General features: G+C 55.0%; 18 protein-coding genes. 10 read left to right on the forward strand and 8 right to left on the reverse strand.

Translation table 11 applies throughout. The features are described from left to right. Positions 1-101: 101 nt before the first annotated feature. Positions 102-1346 (forward strand): ribonucleotide-diphosphate reductase subunit beta, encoded by a 1245-nt coding sequence (locus JQR90_RS10995; protein ID WP_019367027.1) that lies wholly within the window; start codon positions 102-104, stop codon positions 1344-1346. 386 nt (positions 1347-1732) lie between these two features. Beyond that, entirely contained in the window at positions 1733-2983 is a 1251-nt protein-coding gene (locus tag JQR90_RS11000) for a serine hydrolase domain-containing protein (RefSeq protein ID WP_010794672.1), read from the forward strand. Positions 2984-3059: 76 nt separating this feature from the next. On the opposite strand, the gene JQR90_RS11005 is transcribed toward JQR90_RS11000, so the two are convergent. Then, a complete protein-coding gene (locus JQR90_RS11005; RefSeq protein WP_010794673.1) occupies positions 3060-3470 on the reverse strand; it encodes a septal ring lytic transglycosylase RlpA family protein in 411 nt (136 codons plus the stop codon). A 316-nt stretch (positions 3471-3786) separates the two neighbouring features. Here JQR90_RS11005 and JQR90_RS11010 point away from each other — a divergent pair, with 316 nt between their 5' ends. Further along, a complete protein-coding gene (locus tag JQR90_RS11010; protein ID WP_010794674.1) occupies positions 3787-6195 on the forward strand; it encodes a helicase-related protein in 2409 nt (802 codons plus the stop codon). 45 nt (positions 6196-6240) lie between these two features. Here JQR90_RS11010 and JQR90_RS11015 read toward each other — a convergent pair whose 3' ends face one another. From JQR90_RS11015 to JQR90_RS11035, 5 genes are all read right to left on the reverse strand, one after another. Further along, positions 6241-7431, reverse strand: a complete 1191-nt coding sequence (locus JQR90_RS11015; protein WP_010794675.1) for a sugar transporter — start codon at positions 7429-7431, stop codon at positions 6241-6243. Between the two features lie 300 nt (positions 7432-7731). Further along, positions 7732-8442 carry a hypothetical protein gene (locus tag JQR90_RS11020; RefSeq protein ID WP_125912904.1) on the reverse strand — a complete coding sequence of 237 codons (711 nt, stop codon included), beginning with the start codon at positions 8440-8442 and terminating at the stop codon, positions 7732-7734. 156 nt (positions 8443-8598) lie between these two features. After that, positions 8599-9603 (reverse strand): DUF2167 domain-containing protein, encoded by a 1005-nt coding sequence (locus tag JQR90_RS11025; protein ID WP_010794677.1) that lies wholly within the window; start codon positions 9601-9603, stop codon positions 8599-8601. Positions 9604-9978: 375 nt separating this feature from the next. Next, positions 9979-10164: a hypothetical protein gene (locus JQR90_RS11030; RefSeq protein ID WP_010794678.1), complete on the reverse strand. Its 186-nt coding sequence runs from the start codon at positions 10162-10164 to the stop codon at positions 9979-9981. A gap of 202 nt (positions 10165-10366) precedes the next feature. Beyond that, positions 10367-11251, reverse strand: a complete 885-nt coding sequence (locus tag JQR90_RS11035; protein WP_010794679.1) for a LysR family transcriptional regulator — start codon at positions 11249-11251, stop codon at positions 10367-10369. Between the two features lie 88 nt (positions 11252-11339). On the opposite strand from JQR90_RS11035, the gene JQR90_RS11040 reads away from it, so the two are divergent. The 7 genes from JQR90_RS11040 to JQR90_RS11070 all read left to right on the forward strand — a co-directional run bounded on the left by JQR90_RS11040 (position 11340) and on the right by JQR90_RS11070 (position 18265). Then, on the forward strand, positions 11340-11801 hold the full coding sequence (locus tag JQR90_RS11040) for a multidrug/biocide efflux PACE transporter (RefSeq protein ID WP_010794680.1): 462 nt from the start codon (positions 11340-11342) through the stop codon (positions 11799-11801). A 207-nt stretch (positions 11802-12008) separates the two neighbouring features. Beyond that, positions 12009-12431 (forward strand): GFA family protein, encoded by a 423-nt coding sequence (locus JQR90_RS11045; RefSeq protein WP_010794682.1) that lies wholly within the window; start codon positions 12009-12011, stop codon positions 12429-12431. A 120-nt stretch (positions 12432-12551) separates the two neighbouring features. Further along, positions 12552-13007 carry a CBS domain-containing protein gene (locus JQR90_RS11050; protein ID WP_010794683.1) on the forward strand — a complete coding sequence of 152 codons (456 nt, stop codon included), beginning with the start codon at positions 12552-12554 and terminating at the stop codon, positions 13005-13007. 250 nt (positions 13008-13257) lie between these two features. Next, positions 13258-14865 carry an MFS transporter gene (locus JQR90_RS11055; RefSeq protein ID WP_037029560.1) on the forward strand — a complete coding sequence of 536 codons (1608 nt, stop codon included), beginning with the start codon at positions 13258-13260 and terminating at the stop codon, positions 14863-14865. A 6-nt stretch (positions 14866-14871) separates the two neighbouring features. After that, entirely contained in the window at positions 14872-16089 is a 1218-nt protein-coding gene (locus JQR90_RS11060) for an HlyD family secretion protein (RefSeq protein ID WP_010794685.1), read from the forward strand. Further along, entirely contained in the window at positions 16086-17468 is a 1383-nt protein-coding gene (locus JQR90_RS11065) for an efflux transporter outer membrane subunit (RefSeq protein ID WP_010794686.1), read from the forward strand. Before JQR90_RS11060 ends, JQR90_RS11065 begins: the two co-directional genes overlap by 4 nt. A 92-nt stretch (positions 17469-17560) precedes the next feature. Next, the gene (locus JQR90_RS11070) at positions 17561-18265 is read left to right on the forward strand and encodes a YebC/PmpR family DNA-binding transcriptional regulator (RefSeq protein ID WP_010794687.1); all 705 of its coding nucleotides are present in this window, start codon (positions 17561-17563) and stop codon (positions 18263-18265) included. 54 nt (positions 18266-18319) lie between these two features. On the opposite strand, the gene JQR90_RS11075 is transcribed toward JQR90_RS11070, so the two are convergent. Together JQR90_RS11075 and JQR90_RS11080 are read right to left on the reverse strand one after the other, a co-directional pair. Continuing rightward, complete coding sequence (locus JQR90_RS11075; protein WP_010794688.1) at positions 18320-18586, reverse strand: hypothetical protein; 267 nt, start codon at positions 18584-18586, stop codon at positions 18320-18322. Between the two features lie 139 nt (positions 18587-18725). After that, positions 18726-19562: an inositol monophosphatase family protein gene (locus JQR90_RS11080; protein ID WP_010794689.1), complete on the reverse strand. Its 837-nt coding sequence runs from the start codon at positions 19560-19562 to the stop codon at positions 18726-18728. Positions 19563-19636: the final 74 nt, after the last annotated feature.

Here is a 19636-nt window from a genome sequence, read left to right on the forward strand (position 1 = left end):
CGTGTGACGTCCGATCAAACACCGTGCCCCATGTGCACTCTAAAAGACATCTAGATTTTACCGACTGGCCGAGTGCCGGTCCTCAAGCAGGAGAACACACCATGCTGAGCTGGGACGAATTCGACAAAGACGAAGAAGCAACCGCCACCCCTGCCACTGCACAGCAGGACGGCGACATGCCGCTGGAAAAACTGGATAGCGTAGGCGGTGCTGCTGCCAACGAAGCACGCGCCGTAGATGCCGCCGACTCTGACGCCGTAGCCCGCGCCAAGGCCGCACTGAACGATCTCGATATTCAAGAAGGCCTGGATGATCTGGAAGGCTCCGCTGCCCGTGTACAGGTAGGCGACAAGCAAATGATCAATGCCCGCGCCGACTTGAACCAGCTCGTACCCTTCAAGTACGACTGGGCCTGGCAGAAGTACCTGGACGGCTGCGCCAACCACTGGATGCCGCAGGAAGTCAACATGACTGGGGACATCGCTCTGTGGAAGAGCGCTGACGGTCTCTCCGAGGACGAGCGCCGTATCGTGAAGCGTAACCTGGGTTTCTTCTCCACTGCCGACTCCCTGGTTGCTAACAACCTGGTGCTGGCCGTGTACCGCCTCATCACCAACCCCGAGTGCCGCCAGTACATCCTGCGCCAGGCATTTGAAGAAGCGATCCACACTCATGCGTACCAGTACTGCATTGAATCCCTGGGCATGGACGAAGGCGAAATCTTCAACATGTACCACGAGATTCCGTCAGTCGCGAAAAAAGCGTCCTGGGGACTCAAGTACACCCGCTCCATCTCCGATCCGGAATTCAAGACCGGCACACCCGAGACGGATCGCCAGTTCTTGAAAAACCTGATCGCGTACTACTGCGTACTGGAAGGTATCTTCTTCTACTGCGGTTTCACCCAGATCCTTTCCATGGGCCGTCGCAACAAGATGACCGGTACTGCCGAGCAGTTCCAATACATCCTGCGTGACGAGTCCATGCACCTGAACTTTGGCATCGACATGATCAACCAGATCAAGATCGAGAACCCGCACCTGTGGGATGCCCAAATGAAGGACGAAGCCACCCAGATGATCCTCCAGGGCACTCAGCTCGAAATCGAATACGCGCGCGACACCATGCCCCGCGGCGTACTGGGCATGAACGCGGCCATGATGGAAGACTACCTGAAGTTCATCGCCAACCGCCGCCTGACTCAGATCGGCCTGAAGGAAGAGTACCCAGGTACCACTAACCCCTTCCCGTGGATGAGCGAAATCATGGACTTGAAGAAAGAGAAGAACTTCTTCGAGACGCGTGTGATTGAGTATCAGACTGGCGGGGCGTTGAGCTGGGATTGATAGCCTCTTGCCCCAGCAAAAATTGGTCTTACGCCGGTATAGGTGTTAGAAGCAAGCTAATAAAAGCCCCGCCTATTGCGGGGCTTTTTATAAAAACTAATCATTAAGCCTTCTTCTGTTGCTTTTAGTTTCCCTATACGGGACTAGCTTATTAGATCCGAGCGGCATGTCCCTCGGCAATCATCCTGCACCGCATCTAAAACTTACTTATTCAATTGCGTGAGGATGGTCCTGCTTAACGAGGATGGATATCGCTCCGCTCAACCCATCCTACGGTATTTGGCACACCTTCTCAGGAACCGTCCCGCTTGTGGTCAGTTCTTAGCAAGCAGCTACAACCGCTATGCTTTACACGGGCCTAATCCATGCTGACTGCGAGACTAGTCATGACAATTATTCCAAAGACTGCCGCCCTCTCCCTTCTTGCCTTGTTTATAGCAGGCTGCTCTACGCCACAGGCCGATACCCAAACGTCTAAACCCGAGCTAATCGGGCGCGCTCAGGATCTTTATGATTTACCGCCGGCTTACCAGCCCGGAACGTATCGGCATATGGATCAGCTCTTCTTCACGCGTGAGGTACACCGCGGTCCGGCAGTTTATTCGCTGCCACGCCAGCACGAGATCAACGTGCGCTACCAAACGGATGATGGCACGCTGGGTGTTGATGAGTTCATGCAACGCAATCACGTGGGTGGGTTGTTGATCATCAAGAATGGCAAAATCGCTCTTGAGCGGTACGGCCTGGGAAATACAAAAGAGACGCGCTGGACGTCATTCAGCGTAGTGAAATCCATCTCCTCTTCCCTTGTTGGAGCGGCGGTACAACAGGGGCGAATCAAGAGTGTGAAGGAGCCTATTGCACGTTATCTGCCACAACTATCGGGTGGCGCCTATGACAACGTGACGATAGAGCAGGTATTGCAGATGAGTTCAGGGGCTGCCTGGAACGAAACCTATCGTGATCCCACGTCGGATCGGCGTCGAATGTTTGAGCTTCAGCTCGCTAATAAGCCCGGCGAATTGTTAAAGCAATTGTCAGGACTCAAGCGTGCCTCGGCGCCCGGTACAGCCTTCAAGTACAGCACCGGTGAGTCGCACCTTCAGAGTGAGTTGGTTCATGCCGTAACGGGCATGACTACGAGTGACTATCTCTCCGAGCGTATCTGGGCGCGTATGGGTATGGAGCGCGACGCCTTTTGGCAGCTCGACGCAAGAGCAGGCCAGGAAATCGGCAGCAGCGGCTTCTCGGCTACCTTGAGGGATTATGGTCGTTTTGGGCAGTTCATTCTCAATGATGGTGTGATCAACGGTGAGCGTATCCTGCCGGCGGGCTGGATTGATCAGGCGACTCGTGTAGACCCAGCATCCTATCTGGCTCCCGGAAAGCTATACGAGGGCGAGTATCCCTTGGGTTATGGTTATCAATGGTGGACATTCCCTGTAGGCACCCACGCCCTGCCCGGCCATGAGGGCGGAGCGTTCGAGGCACAAGGGATCTTTGGGCAGTTCTTGTATATCAACCGTAAGGAAGGTGTCGTTGCCGTGGTGTGGAGCGCTTGGCCTAAACCCGAAATGGATAAGCAGGAAATGGAGACCTATGCATTCTTGGGCGCTGCAATTAAAGCGCTGCGCTGACATTTGAATACAGTTTTGAGGGCGTTTGCTTAAGGCTTTCTTTGAGCAAATGCCCTAGGTCCTACATCTCTGGGTTTTAATCAATTCGCTCGATCTTGACTGGCCCTGTGCCGTCTTCTACAAGATCGACCCGCTTAGCCGCCGCGCGAGACAAGTCGATAATGCGGCCACGGATAAAGGGCCCCCGGTCGGTAATCCGCACCACCACCTGTTTGTTGTTTTCCAGGTTGGTGACACGCACCTTGGAACCTAGAGGAAGCGTTTTATGGGCAGCAACCAGCGTATTGTTATTGAATGTCTCACCGCTAGCCGTCTCTCTGCCATGAAACTTCTGGGCGTAGTATGAAGCTTTGCCCTTCTGCTCGAATGGCTTGGGCGCTTGCTTCGCCTCCTTGATTGGAACGGCCTCCGCTTTTTTATCCTGGCAGGCCACGCAACCCACCAGCAGAGAGAAGAACAGCAGCAAACGTTTTGAATCGATAAGCATGCTTGAACCCTTCTTTATTATTGGTCTGCCTGTAAATGCTGCGCCTGGTTATCCAATCGCGGCGTGCATCTATTCAGGCAACCCTTAGTTTTTGGAAAGCAAAAGCACTGGCTGGATCAGGTCTTACTGCATACAAAGGTTTGAGCGCAGCGATAGCTGAACCGTTCTTGAAGATGGCACCCTAACATCACATTTGTGATGGGCTGCTCAGTTGCTTGCTCTCTTTCTCAGCCCTCCATCAGTCGCATGAAACGACCAAAGACCGCACAATCTTGTCCTAACGTCATAACTCACTGATTTTCGGGAAGTCCCTGCAATGCCTAAAGGTGACTATAGACAGCGTAAAGCGCTCCGCCTTGAACGTCTCAAGCGGTTTATTGAGTGGGCAACCGGGCGGTATCCCGATTTCATCCCCAAGAAGCATCATCAGGAAGAGTGGTACAAGCCCTATATTGGGTATGCCATTCCCAACCTGGGTCGTGCCGCTAAGGGTTTCTGGTTAGGGCTAGATGCCGGCACCATCGAGGCGACTATGGATGAGCCTGATCCAGAGCGGTTGCTAGGGCGTATCTTGTTACGCGACAGCAGCGACTATAGGTGCCTTATTGATATTTTTGGCGCTGAAAAGATCGTCTCGTTGGGTTCAGTACAGCTCTTGATCGAGCCAGAGTGGACGTTACGCCTGGAAGACAGTGATTCTCATGAGGCATTCGAGGATCAGGCTCGGCAAGCTATGGAGCATTATGTGCAGGAGCGGCTACGCATCCTGGAGCGCCCGTTCAGGGAGATGAGCGAAGACGATCGACTGGAAGTGCTTGAGCGGCTACGGCCGGAGCTTTCACGTATTGATGACTTTCTGGAACATGCGGTCGAGATCATCAATGAGGTTCGCCATGAGCTGCGCTTTGTAGTTGAGTTGCGCCACGGCGATCTGGCATTGGATATACAGCGCCGGATACCGGCAAACCAAGGCCATATTCTCAGCGAGGAAGAAGTCCTGACCCTGAAGGATGAAGACCGGCAGGAAGTTCTGGCCAAGTTCAATATGGTCCTTGAAGAAGCTGGCGACTTTGACCTGCTGCAACTGGGTCAGCATCGATTGACAGAGCTGTTCATGCAGGACACCGGTCGGCTGCGCAAGACGATTCGTAGTACGTTGCGCAACTACAAGGAGAAAATGGCCTTCGCTACGCTCCTGCAGAATGATCCGCGCTTTTTGCATTATCACAAGCTGTATCCGGCTCGCCAATTAACGCGTAAGTGGATTGCCCTGCTCGGCCCTACCAACAGTGGCAAGACGCACCAATCCATCGAAGCGATGACTTCGGTTACCCACGGTATTTACCTTTCGCCGCTGCGCCTGATGGCCTTGGAAAATCAGGAGCGCATCGAGTCCATGGGCATACCCTGCTCGCTTGTAACTGGTGAGGAAGAAATTATCCGGGAAGGCGCGACGCATTTTTGCTGCACGGTCGAGGAGTTTGCACGCTTTCGCCAGAAGCGCTGGGATGTGGTCGTGGTGGATGAAGTGCAGATGATGGCCGATTCGCAACGAGGCTGGGCCTGGGTAGACGCGCTCGTCAGCGCCTATACGCCTGAGTTGATCATGACTGGACCGCCGCTGATCGAGCCGTCACTGAAAACGCTATGCGACTTGTGCGAAGACCGCCTGATCATCAAGCGCACCAAGCGGCTCTCCCCTGTTGAGGTTTCGAGACACTCTACCAGCCTGAAGAATCTGGAGCCCGGATCGATGCTGGTGGCTTTCAGCCGTCGTACGGTGCTGGATCTCAAGGCAATGCTGGAGATGACAGGCAAAACGGTTTCGGTGGTTTACGGTGCCTTGTCTCCAGAAGTACGGCGCGAACAGGCACGCCGGTTTCGCGAAGGTGAAGCAGACATTATGGTAGCAACCGATGCGGTGGGCATGGGCCTTAACCTACCGGCCCATACCCTGTGCTTTTACACGGATGAAAAGTTTGACGGCATTCAGGTGCGGCAGCTCAACGTGCAAGAGGTCAAGCAGATTGGCGGGCGCGCCGGACGCTTTGGCCATCATGACGAAGGCGTCATCACTGCCTTGGAGCTACACGTACTCAAGTCCATCAAACGGTTGTTTAACAGTCCCGACAAGCCAGTAGACTTGTCTCAGTTTCAGGTGCGGCCTTCTATCGATCACCTGAAAGCCATTTCCGAGCTGATGAATGAACCCAGCCTGCTCAGAGCGTGGCTGACGTTCAACCGAAACATCAATTATGGCGATGCGTTTGTATCTGTATTGCCCGATGAGCTGGCCGATTGGATCAAGGCGATCGATGATCCACGTATTCCCCTCTGGCTACGCTGGATTTTCGCCTGTACCCCTATCCGGGGAGGCCTGGAAAGCCCTGCCAGCAGCTTTGCACAACACTGGCTGAAAAAGGTTGCCCAGGAAAAGGTCATTGAGCTGCCACGCCTGATTCTCGAATCAGATCTTGCAACGCTGGAAAGCTCGCTGCATATCGTGGAGACCTACCTGCACCTTGCACGGACACTGCCAGAGTATTTCCCAGACATTGAACGTGGCGAAGAGCACCGCACCTTGCTGAACGAAGCCATTACACGAGAGCTTTCCAGGCGCAAACGCCCTCGTCGTTCAAGCCTGGGACGAGGGAATCAGAGTGGACGTGAAAAGCAGGGAGAAGCAGAAGGAAGACGCACGTCTCGCTCGGCGCGTAGCCGTTAGTAATGTGTGCCGAGAGCCAGCAGGCACCTCGGCACATCACTTGATTTATAGCGGATTGGCGTTGAGCTGCTTGGAAAACCTGAGTGTCATGATGTAGCAGAACGCCAAACCGGCAAATGCCAGCAGACCGCCTACGACACCAATATGGATGAGCCCAAGCTGAGTCCCTACAACGCTACCCATAAGGGCCCCACCGCCAATTCCAATGTTATAAATACCCGAGAACAGGGCCATCGCCACGTCAGTGGCATCCTTGGCCAGCGCTAGCACCTTGGCTTGCAAGGCAAGACCGAAACACATGATCGCAACGCCCCAGACGACACTCAGCCCGCCTAATAGATAGGCGTGCTGGGCAAACGGCCGCAGCACCAACAGAGAGATGGTGATACCCGCAATGGCCGAGATCAAAAAGCCATTGGGATACATGATGCTGTACCGGCTGAACAGGACGGAGCCTATGACACCAGCGCCACCAAACAGGAGCAGCAGAACCGTTGTCATGTTTCCACTCAGATGGGCGATCTCCTGAGCGAAGGGCTCAATGTAGCTATAACCTGTGAAATGGGCCGTTACCACGAGCACTGTCAGGATATAGATACAGACCAAGGCAGGACGCTTGAAGAGCACGGGCAAGCTGCTCAGGGAACCGGAGTTATGGCTTGGCAGCAACGGTAATGCCCTGGCCAGCCAGATCACTATACCGGTGGCAAAGACCGCAATCGCCACAAAGGTCGCCCGCCATCCCAGGGTTTCTCCCAACACACGGCCTAGCGGAATACCCAAGACCATGGCAAGACACGTACCGGTCGCCAATAGGCTCAAGGCCTGCGTCTGCTTGCCTTCAGGAGCGATACGTACGGCCAGTGACGCCGTGATAGACCAGAAGATCGCATGTGCAATGGCGATGCCGATACGGCTCACAATCAATACAGTGAAGTTCCAGGCGAAGCCCGACAGGATATGACTTGCGACGAATACCGCAAAGACCAGAATCAGCAGCCGCCGCCGCTCGATATTACGCGTGAACAGCATCATGGGGAGCGAAATGAGCGCCACGACCCAGGCATAGATGGTCAGCATGATGCCCACCTGAGCTGGTGACATCTCGAAGGTTTTGCCGATGTCACTAAGCAGCGCCACCGGTACGAATTCAGTGGTATTGAAGATAAAGGCTGCCAGCGCCAGCGCAATTACGCCAAGCCAGGCACCGCCGCGTGAATCTACAGAGGTATTCATCAGCACTATCTAGTCTTCTGGTTTACAGGATGAGTCTTGGTCCGGCAGTTTAGGAACTGCCTGCCTGAAGCTTAGCCATCCAATGCCACTAGACCCGAAACGACAACACACCAACCCGCAGCATCACTGGCCGCGTATGGCATATATGTTATTCAGGAAGAACTGCAGAGCTTAGATGGGAAACTAAGTAACACAAATGATACGCTTAGTAACATCGACCGACAATATCATCAGGCGTTCCAAAAGACCTGATTCATCGGCTCAATGTAGTTCTCACGATAGCTTATTAGCGGACACGCTCTAATGCGGGGCTGTCTTGCTAAAGGAGCAGTGGCCTTCACGCAGAGTTTCGATAGAGTCCGCCATATACTGCGTTTCGCCAATGAACTGGCCTAGCTTTATTTGTGGTCTCTTCGAATCCATAAAGTCGACCGTAACGGTATAGTTGGATGTCTTATACCGATTTAAATCGGTCCTTATGCCTGGACAGTTGGAATAAAAGCCTGTTTCGTAACGGGTCTTTTTATCGCAACGCTCATCATCTTCATGCCTGTGATAGCCCTTGCTTCCGCTTGAATAGGATTTGCCGGATTTACATTCTAGTAGAGTGACCTCATGGGAGCAGATGCCTGAAGTAGTACAGCCTACCCGGTCTTCCTGTTCGAAAAGATGGGTGTTGTGGCGCGTCCAACTCACCTTCAAATTGTAAGGTAACGTGCTCTCTTCTCCAGACACGGTGAATGACTGACCGAGATAGGCATCACGGTACACCTTCGCGCTGAGCGAAAAGTCCCAGCCGTCAATCGTTATGGAGGTGTACCACCAGGGCGTTGGCCCGAACAGGATGGTAGCAGGGCCTGTTCTTAGCCGATTTTTATGCGCATTATCAAAGTCTGTCGGAAAAACCTCTTCATAGACCTGCGTCTTACCTTTTGCTTCAAAGGTATGGGTGCAACCTATCAAGCAGAACAAAGTGACCATTAAACAGGGCGCAACGTTTCTTGTTTTCATTGACTCACCGGACTGCATGCGCGGCGATACTCAGCCAGCAGGATGTTCTGCTGGCTGGTAGGTCATTCAATAGATTCAGGGAAATTGCGTTGACTGCTTGATGGCCAGCCACGCTACAGCCAGACCAGGAATCCGATCCGGCGGATAGGTTAAGCGTTACTTCTTGTCGTCTGTCTCGGAGCTGTTCATGTCCATGACAGTCCTGGCTGGGGTCTCAGGTTCATTCATGACCGGAGTCGGCGCTACGGGCTCGCTCTTTTTCTTACCCCGAAACCGGTTGAATATCCAACCAATCAGAAGCATGGGTAGCATCCACAGCTTCTTGAACAGTAATAGCGCTCCAGCCAGAATTCCCAACTTGGCCGCCGCCTTGCCTGCAATCAGTGCGCCTATGCCATAAGCTGCCACTTTGTCGATGTCAGGATTGAAATCGGCGTAACGGTTACCTTCATTGAAGTTGGTCATTGCCAGGACGGCAGGTGCGCTTTTCTGGATTTGAGGCAGCTGATCCATACCAGCGATGAAACTCAGCACCAGTACGCCTTTACGGCCCAGTACGCGGATATCGTAGTTGAGGCCATGCTCGGTATCATTGCCCAGCTTGAGCTCTTGAGCCCAATAGAGCTTTTTGCCTTCCTTGTCGTAACGCGGCGCAGCAGCCCAGCCTACCAGCTCAAGCGGCTCATACCCTTGTTCTTGACGCGCTTTGTTGCCATCGCGAACATCCTGCTGCATGTCCTTCAGCAGGTCGGCATAGTCGATGTCAGCCGCATCCTCATCAGACACGTAGCCGCTTTTTTCGTAATAAACTGTCATGCCCCATGATTCGCGCTCGAACGGCGAAATGCCAGCAGGCATCACCATCCCCATGGGCGGGTTCTGGCTGGGAGGATTGCCCCAAGCTTCCAGTACACGCTCGGCATCCTTACTGTTCAGAAAGACGAACTCTTTAGGCAGATCAAGCGTTGCAAGATTGTCATTGAGAACGATCTTGCCCGTCTTGAAGTTCAATGACTTTAGGAACCGGTCCACTGTCATCTCTTGAGCATTCGACGCGGCAGACGTGGCGCTAACAGGTTCGGGCTGTGGGTTGGCGGAATAAGCGGCGGGAATAACGGCCACAGCCAAAAGGCTGGCCAGGATCAGTTCCTTGATCGGCATAAAAGCTCCATGAAGATATGTTGTGCTATCCAGACGCAATCATATCATCAGCCCTACAAAGACGCTGCGGCGCAACGAAATTTTTTGATACATGTGGTCAAACACAACCTTGCCGATAGCTACAGGTTGACACAACCGCTTCAAGGCTCAGACGATTGGAAGAGCAGAGGTTGGGCCAGCATGATTAAAAGCCGGACTGGACGATGCATCATGAATTGACGAACTGGAGCCGCACCGCGCAGCCGAATTGGTCCTAAAATGTGCCTAGCTGAGAGGTGGCCGTCCCGCCTGGGGACAGGCACACCCTCGTGGTGTTGTGCTAGCGACACTCATGTTCAGCGCGAACAAAGCGACTGACAAAACGGTACAGTGCGGTTAAGCGGCGTAAGCCTCTGACTTGGCCAGGATTCGACTGATTTCATAACGATTCTCAGTAGTCAGATGATCGGTCAAACGATGCAACTGCCTGACAATCAGTTGCTGACTGTCATGATCATGTGCTGCCCGTAGCTCTTTCATCAGCGAGCGGATGATTTGTGCAGTGAGTTCAAGATCGCTCATGGGCTTTCCCTCATGAAGGCTATAAATGGGATGGTTCGTAAGCCGGCTTACTTACTCTGTCCATTACATCCCTCAAACAGTTCTCGTTTAGCCGATGAGCGAACCCTCTGCCGATAACTGGCAGGTTACCATCCGCTGTATTTTTTTGATTGATTTACTGGATGCTCCTCCTTTTTGCGGCTGCCTGAGTAGTACGCATCCTTCAAGATCTATTCGTTTGTGTAAGACGCTCAAGCAGCCAGGCTGCAGCAGGACCAAGCGGCTGTTTACGCGACCACACCACATCCACCGATACCTGCTTGGGCCAGCCATTCATGACCAACTCATGCACCCGCCCCTGTGCATGGGACTCGACCAACCCCTTGGGTAACGCGGCCCACCCAAAGCCCAACGCCGCCATTTCCAGCAACAACAGGTAGTCTGGAGTCGACCAGCATCGCGTACTGTGTGCAGGCAAGGTCGCGTCATCCAAATCGCTGCTGACAACACTGCTCAGACGCAGCATGCGGTAGTGAGCAAGGTCCTGAGGTTCAACTACCGCTTTCTGGGTAAGGGCATGACCTCGACTGACAAAAAGACCAAAGGAGGAATAGTAAGGCAGCCGGGAATGCGCAATATCCGGCCCGTATTCCGGTTGAGCGGCCAATAGCCCCAGGTTGGCGCGGCCTTGATTGATCAGATCCAGCACATCGGCCTGTTCGGCAAAAAAGCATTCGAACTCCAGATCAGGATAGCGCTGGTCCAATTCATGAAGACGCGCTTCATATTGGCTCTGCTGGTAGGTATCTGACAGTACCAGTGTCAGCTTGGCTTCCTGCCCGCGGCCCAAGGTAGCCGCGTGACGTTTCAATCGGTCTATCGCCGATAGCGTCTCCAGCGCATATCCCAACAAGCTACGCCCAGGCTCGGTCAATGTCAGCTGGCGAGCGCCACGAACAAAGAGTTCAACATCCAGTTCTATTTCAATGCGGGCAATGGTTTCACTGATGGTCGACTGGCTTTTACCAAGCGCCCTCGCTGCCGCGCTGAACGAGCCACTGGATGCGGCATGAACAAACGACTCGAGTGCTTCTATTGAAAGATTCATATCGGTCTAAGCGATACCAGCTAATTTTTGGTTATTGGTTAAACCGATGATAATAGATCATCAAATTTATCCCTAAGCGAGCTTTTCAATGTCTTCTACCTCATCACCTGATCGCAGTTTCTGGGAGCGGGCAGGTCATGCGCTGGCCTTCGAGCTGATTGCCCTGGGCCTCTGTGCGCCTGTGATTGCCTGGGCTATGGGCAAACCCATTGCACAGATCGGCGTGTTGACGCTTATGTTTTCGACCATAGCCATGTTGTGGAACATGATTTTCAACTTCTTGTTTGACCGTGCGCAGAACCGCTTGGGATTCAAACGCAGCTTTGCCGTCCGCCTGATTCACGGCTGTCTTTTTGAGGCTGGCCTAGTGGTCTTGCTGGTTCCGTTGGCAGCCTGGTGGCTTTCAATCAGCCTGCTCCAGGCGCTAGTGCTCGATATCGGACTGATCCTGTTTTTCCTGCCTTATTCGGTATGCTTCAACTGGATTTACGATACGCTTCGAGCCCGTTATGTACGTCGTCAAGGCATTCGCGCAGCGTACGAAAAGTGATGAACCGAGTAGTAGAAAGGCGTCACACCTCATGGTGAATGAGTCAGGCTGCCTTTCGCTCTTGGCAGAGCTTAAAGAGAGCCTGCTGACGACTCTACGTTGAAAAGCCCTCAATAGAGGCAAAACGTCGCCCTACCCTATTTTTTCCTTTTAATCGCCGATTTTCGACTACGCTTTTCATTCCACTCAGCGAAAGGCGGGATGGCTATGGCTGCTCGGGTCGAGAGACAAGGACGCTGCTTGTGCAGCGCGGTGCACGTAACTGTCGGTCTGGAAAAAACATCTGTCAGCGCTTGTCATTGCTCGATATGTCGGCGATGGGGCGGCGGCCCACTGATGGTCGTCGAAAGCACGCTCCCTCCACAATTGACAGGAGAGGAGCATGTTCACGTCTATGAGTCATCAGAGTGGGCTGAGCGAGGCTTTTGTCGCCGATGTGGTACTCACCTGTTTTACCGGTTAAAACACGGCGACTTCCATGCCGTCCCGGTTGGGTTGTTTGATGACCGGGATGACTGGACATTTGCGCTGCAGGTTTTCATAGAAGAAAAACCCGCTTTCTACTGCTTTGCCAACGATACCCGCACCCTGACTGGAGAAGAACTGATTGCGCAGTTCAGCTCCGAGTAAGGCATAGGCCATGCTCGTGCTTGAAAATCTTAATCGTACCCATGGATTACGTTGTTTGGTGACGGCCGGACAGGTCGGGTTATTTTCGTCCTATTGATTTGCCAGCAAGGGAGGAATGATATGAAGACGGTAGCGGATATCCTTAGAGCCAAGCAAAGCCAGGGTGTGTTTACGATCACCCCAAACGTTACGGTGCTTGATGCGCTTAAAGTCATGGCCGAGAAAAATGTGGGTGCCCTGCCCGTTACCGAGGACGGTAAGCTGGTCGGTATCATCAGCGAGCGCGACTATGCGCGCAAAGGCGTATTACAGGGCCGCTCCTCCATAGGAACCGCTGTTCGGGAAATCATGACCCGTGCTGTGATCACGGTGACGCCTCGGGAGAGCATTCGTGAGTGCATGTCGCTCATGACGGATCGCCATCTGCGCCACTTACCGGTGATCGACAATGATCAGCTGATCGGTCTGCTTTCCATTGGCGATATCGTGAAGGAAACGATTGCTGAGCAGGACGGGCTGATTCTGCAACTGGAGCAATACATCCGTGGTGAATATCCTACATCACTGGCCGGATGATCAGAGGGAGCAGCTAGGCCATGCGTTTGAGCATGGCCTGCGTTGACTAAAAGTCTGGTTGGGCTTTTTCGTAATCACGACTTCCTTGCCCGTCAGGCTGAACTGTTGCGGCGCCTTATGGACGAATCCATTGCCATCATTGATTAAACAGTGACTGGCACTTCTCAAGGATTCAATAAGGCGCCTATCTGCTGTGCCCGATAAATATCTGGAACCCCTGCCCAATTGGGAGCCGCACGAGCGGCCCTCGATGCCGGGCTCTCCGGCTACGCCACTGCATGCCCCACCGGTACGCCTTGCCTACGCGCTGGTGTCCGTGCTGCTGGGCCTGACAGGCGGCCTCGGTAATGCGCTGATCAGCGTGAACCTTCCCTACATCCAGGGTGATCTGGGTCTGACACCCACCCAGGGCGCCTGGCTGCCTGCAGCCTTTCTGATGGTAAACGTGTCAGCCAACCTGATTCTCGTGAAGTTTCGTCAGCAATACGGGCTTCGCCGTTTTGCCGAAATCGGGCTGGCGCTGTATGCCGTATTTACGATCGCCCATGTGTTTGCCAACAACTTTCCCATGGCGGTGCTGGTCCGGGCCGCCAGCGGCTTTGCTGGCGCGACGATCACAACCCTGGGTACGCTGTATATGCTCCAGGCGTTTCGGAAGGCTCAGGTAGGCAAAGGTTTGGTCATTGGCGTTGGCATCTCCCAGCTGGCAACGCCTCTGGCTTGGCTGCTCTCGCCCGCGCTCAGGGATCTGGGCGAGTGGCATCGCCTGTATATCTTCGAGGCTGGCATGGCGCTGTGCTCACTCGCCGCCATCACCCTGCTCAAGCTACCTCCAGGCATACGCATCAAGGCGTTCGAGCGACTGGACTTTCTGACATTTGCCCTGCTTGGCCCTGCCCTTGCCATGATTGCCGCCGTCCTGGCACAGGGGCGCATTCAATGGTGGCTGACGCAGCCCTGGATGGGGTTTTCATTGGCAGCCGCCCTCGTATTGATCATCATTGCGGTCGCCATTGAGCACCATCGACGCAATCCCCTGCTCCAGACTCGCTGGCTTGGCACCTCCGAGATGCTGCGCTTTGCCTTCGGGGCGATCATGCTGCGCTTTATCCTGTCCGAACAGAATTATGGCGCAGTGGGTCTGCTGCAAACCCTGGGGCTTACAGCCGATCAGTTACAACCGCTTTTTGCAGTGATTCTTGCCGGCATCGTGGCGGGCATTGCCGTCAGTGCTCTGGTGTTCAGCCCGAAAACGATGATTCCTCAGATTCTGGTTTCGATTGTATTGATCGGTATCGCCAGCTTCATGGATACCGACTCGACAAACCAGACACGCCCGCAGGACCTGTTTGTCAGCCAGGGTATTCTGGCCTTTGCCAGCGGCATGTTCCTGGGTCCGCTGATGATGATCGGCTTCTTGCGTGCCTTGCAGAACGGTCCGACCTATATCGTCAGCTTTACCGTGCTGTTTTCCTTTACGCAAAGCCTGGGTGGATTGGCTGGCCCGGCTCTGTTTGGAACATTCGAGACGGTGCGAGAGAAATACCATTCCAGTCACCTGATCGAGAACGTCAACCGTACCGACCCACTGGTGGTGCAGCGCCTGCAGCTTCAAAGTCAGGTTTATGCCCCGGTGCAGACCGACCCTACCCTGCAACAGGCGCTAGGCACCTCCCAACTCAGCCAGGCCGCCACACAAGAGGCACATGTGCTGGCCTTCAACGATGTCTTTCGGCTGATCGGCTTTGTATCGATCACTTTTCTGAGCTGGTCGCTGTTCCATACCCTGCGCCTGTCCTATCGGCGAAGAAAAGCGGAACGGGCACAAGCCAACTCCTCTAATAACGCTGCTACGTGAGACGCCATGAGCGACGAAAAACCATTACCTGATGACGAGCGCAAGGGCTCAAGCGAAGCTGAAAAAACGCCGCCTCAAACCGAACAGGCAGCCTCCGTACCGGATGCCGGAGCGACAAACCCTGGGCCGCCCAAGGTGATCAAGCCGTCACGGATGACGGTCATCATCATGGTGGTGGTAGCGCTGGCAGGCGTCCTGACGATTCTCTATGCGTGGCAGCTGTGGCCATTCACCAGTGGCATCGTGACAACCAACAATGCCTACGTCCGGGGACAGATTACCGTCATGGCCCCTCAGGTGAATGGTTATGTAGCCGAGGTACTCGTACAGGACTTCGAGCATGTAAAGCAGGGGCAACTGCTGGCTCGGATCGACGACCGAATCTATCGCCAGCGTGTTGAGCAAAACCAGGCACAGCTGGCAGCCCGGCAGGCGGATCTTGCGAACTCCATACAAACCCTGGCCTCCAACCAAGCCACGCTGGCGTCGCGCCGGGCGGAACTGCTGTCGGTGCAGGCCGAACTGGATCGCGCACGAGCCGATGAGCGTCGTGTCAACGAACTCGCCTCCCGAGGCTCGGTTTCCCTGCGCGAGCGTGATCAGACACGCGCCTCGGCCAGGGCCGCCGCCGCTCAGGTCAAGCAGGCACAAGCGGCCATCAATATTGCCGAGGAAAACGTAAAGGCGACTCGCGTGTCACGCGGAAGCCTGGAAGCTCAGGTACAGATGGCAGAAGCGGCGCTGCATCTGGCACAGATCGACCTCGACAATACTTTGATCAAGGCGCCACGGGAAGGACAGCTCAGCGAGGTATCCGTACGCCTCGGGCAGTACGTGACGGCAGGCTCACAACTCCTGTATCTAGTACCGGATCTGGTCTGGGTGGTAGCCAACTATAAGGAAACGCAGACACATAACATGGCGATCGGTCAGCCGGTCCGCTTCAACGTCGATGCCTTGGACGGCGCAGAGCTTACCGGCCGTGTCGAACGGCTGGCGCCTGCAACCGGCTCGGAATTCAGCATTCTTCGCCCAGACAACGCCACGGGTAATTTCACCAAGGTGGTACAGCGCATCCCTGTGCGGATCACCATTGATCCTAACCAACCCTTGGCGCAGCGGCTAAGGCCAGGCATGTCTGTTGTTACCCATATTGATACGGATGCGACCCCAGCGACCAGCCAGACAGAACGACCTGTAGCGCAACGGAGCGCTGCACCATGAGGGATGTTCGATTCCATCCTTTGCTATTGGCCCTGGCGGTAAGCCTGGCCGCTTGTGTGCCACCCAAGAAACCGCTACCGCCCGAAGCTGCCATACAGCCTCCTGGGCAGTGGCGTGTAGCGAGTGAGCCGGCAAGTGCCGTTCGAAGCGATTGGTGGCGCAACTTCAACGATCCCCGGCTGACTCGCCTGGTAGAAGCCGCGCTTGAGCACAACACTGACGTGTTAGCTGCTATTTCCCGCGTCGATGCGGCTCGCGAGCAGATTGCACTGGCACGCTCGGCCCTGTTTCCTTCGGTAAATGCCTCGGTTGCCACACAAACCAACCGCAATCTCGGCACACTGGGTATCACCCATACCCGTTCGGCCCAGCCACAGGTACAGATTGCGTATGAGCTGGATGTATGGGGGCGCCTGCGTACTCTCGAACAGGCCGCACGGCTCCAATATCAGGCCAGCCAGACCGATCGGGATGCTGTTCTTCTCACCGTGGCCAGCACGACCGCCCGGGCATACATCACCCTTCTCTCACTGGATGCTCAGCTGCAGGTTACCCGTGAGACAGCCGAGTCTCGCCTTGGGGCGCTCAAGGTCGCAGAGGATCGCGCCGGTGAGGGCTACACGTCAGAACTGGAGTTGACGCAGGCCCAGTCCGAATATGAGGCCGCCATGCAAATGATTCCGCAGCTTCAACAGGCTATTCGCCGACAGGAAAATGCCATTCAGGTGCTGACGGGCGCTCTGCCGGCCCCAGTGGACCGTGGGCTGCACTTTCAGGACGTACACCCGCCCCACGTTCCCGGTGTATTGCCATCGGAGTTGCTGCGCAGACGGCCGGATGTCGCACGTGCCGAACAGCAGCTGGCTGCCAGTGATCTCACCCTGGAGGCCCGACGTGATGAGTTTCTACCGCAGGTACAGCTGTCCGGCAGCGTCGGCCGGCTTTACATCAATTCGCTGAACTACGATCCGGTCAAGGTCTGGAGCCTGGGCGCCAGCATCCTTGCTCCGATTTTTACGGCGGGCAGACTGGAAGCCCAGGTCAATATCGCTACCGCTCAGCGTAATCAGGCCGCTTATGCGTATCGGGCCGCAGCGCTGAATGCGTTTGCCGACGTTGAAAACGCCTTGTCAGGCGTCACGCTGTATGCCGAACAAATTGATCGTATCCAGGCACGCCGGCGCACGCTGGCACGTTCGCTTGAAATCGCCCGGGATCGCTACCGCAGCGGTTACTCCTCCTACCTTGATGAGCTCGACGCCCAACGTAACCTCTTCAATCTGGATCTGGCGGCTGTACAGGTGCGCGAGAGCCAGCTGAACAATGTCATTTCGCTCTACCAGGCGCTGGGAGGGGGTTGGACACCTGCGCGGGATTAGCTGTGCATGGCACACAGCTGATCATTTAGCTCCGCTCAAACTCTCGGTATGGACTAGAATTTGCGCCTTTATTCCCTCTTGAAGAGACAACTATGGGCGCACAGTGGAAAGCCAAACATAAAGAAGCCGCAGCCAATGCCAAGGGCAAGATCTTTGGCAAACTGTCGAAAGAGATCATGATCGCTGCGCGCTCCGGCCCGGACCCAGACATGAATCCTCGCCTGCGTCTGGTCGTCGAGCAGGCCAAAAAGGCCTCCATGCCTCGCGAAACACTGGAGCGCGCCATCAAGAAAGGCGCAGGTCTTTTGGGCGAAGCGGTCAACTATGAGCGCACCACCTATGAAGGTTTTACGCCCCACCGTGTGCCGGTCATTGTGGAATGCCTGACCGATAACGTGAACCGTACTGTCGCCGAGATTCGCGTACTGTTTCGCAAGGGCCAGCTTGGCGCGTCCGGCTCGGTAGCGTGGGATTTCGATTATGCAGGCATGATCGAGGCAACGCCCGATACGCCAGAAACTGATCCGGAGCTGGCCGCGATCGAAGCAGGCGCTCAGGATTTCGAGGCGGGTGAGGATGACGCCACCCTCTTTATAAGCGACGCTACCGACATGGACGCCGTCTGCAAGGCGCTGCCAACTCTTGGTTTTACAGTACAGTCGGCCAATCTGGGTTATCGCCCCAAAAACCCGGTCACCGGCTTGAGCGATGCTGAAATGGAAGAAGTAGAAGCCTTTCTGGAAGCCCTGGATGCCCACGATGACGTGCAGAACGTTTATGTAGGTCTGGCAGGTTAAGCCATGCAGCCAGGGCGAAAAGCAATTCTTGCCTTTCGCCCTGTGAGATAAGCATCAGGCGGCCTTGGGCTGATCAAACAGCATTCGCCCATGGTCCAGGCATTGGTCAACTAGCCATTTGCCGTGAGCAATGGACGCTCTCTGGGCCTGATCCAGTTCGGCCAGGAAGGCATGACTGACCGGAAGCGGCATGCGCCGGGTTACATGCCCGTGCAGGTCGCTTATCCGGCAACCGCCTGCCCAGGGTAAAGGGCTGCCTGAATGTTCCATGATTTCAGCCGTAATGACATGATCGCGGTAGGTACATTGCATGGTACTCATGGTCTGATCCTCGCTTTCGAATGGCATCGTCAGGTTCGCACAGGTATGCCCGCTTCGTACAAGTCCTGTCTCAAAGGATAGATGAACGGCGACACAACCCTGTACCGTCATGCCCCACGCGCAGAAAAACGCAAAAGGCTTAGTTACTGTCCAACGAGGGCCCTATCAGGCCTGCTAGCTGCTCATATACTCCGGGCGCAGCGACCAGAAGCGGATTCCCTTCCAGCAGCCCTTCGCCACGGAAGAAGTCACTCGACCGACCACCGGCTTCCTTGACCATGACAAGGCCTGCCAGGCAATCCCAGCTGTTGATAAGCGTCTCGTAATAGCCAATCAACCGACCCGCGGCCACATAAGCCGTCATCAGCGCCCCGGAGCCGTTGCGGATAAACATCCCACCCTCGTCCAACAGACCGGTCAGGAAAGGAATGAAGTTTTCCTTACCACGGCGGTGCGTTGTACCTACCCCTACGACTCCTTCACGAACGTGTTGGGCAGCATGGGCCTTGAGCGGGATATCATTGACGAACGCGCCCTGGCCCAGGCAGGCATGAAAGAGTTCCTGATGGTTCGGATCGGCGATAGCGCCCAGATAGGGCTCACCGTCAATCATGAGTCCGATGGATACACACCAGCTGTGCAAGCCGTTTACGAAACAGCTGGTTCCGTCGATGGGGTCGATGACCCAGATGCAGCGCGCATCCAATGCTGCAGTACCGTTTTCCTCGCCGATAAAGCCATCCTCCGGAAAACGCTCCGAAAGCTGCGCCCGGATGAAGTCCTCCAGTGTCTTGTCGGCAACACTGACGACATCCTGCAGGTTACCGCCTTTGTGCATTACCGTCAGGCTCGAACGGCGCGCATAGAAGTCCATGCCCAGGCGTGCCGCTTCCTGTGCGATAGCCTTGGCGGCCTCATAGCGTGAATCGATATCGAGGCTATCCGGTGCGCTGGCGCCGGTAACAGTCGTGGTCATGACGGGTCCTTTTCAAAAACATGGTGCAATAATTGGGAGCGCCTAATCTAAGCGCTCCACTGTGACAAGTACTG

Origin of the sequence: Pseudomonas sp. JZ114, from assembly GCF_051027705.1 — a bacterium.
Lineage (GTDB): Bacteria > Pseudomonadota > Gammaproteobacteria > Pseudomonadales > Pseudomonadaceae > Chryseomonas > Chryseomonas luteola.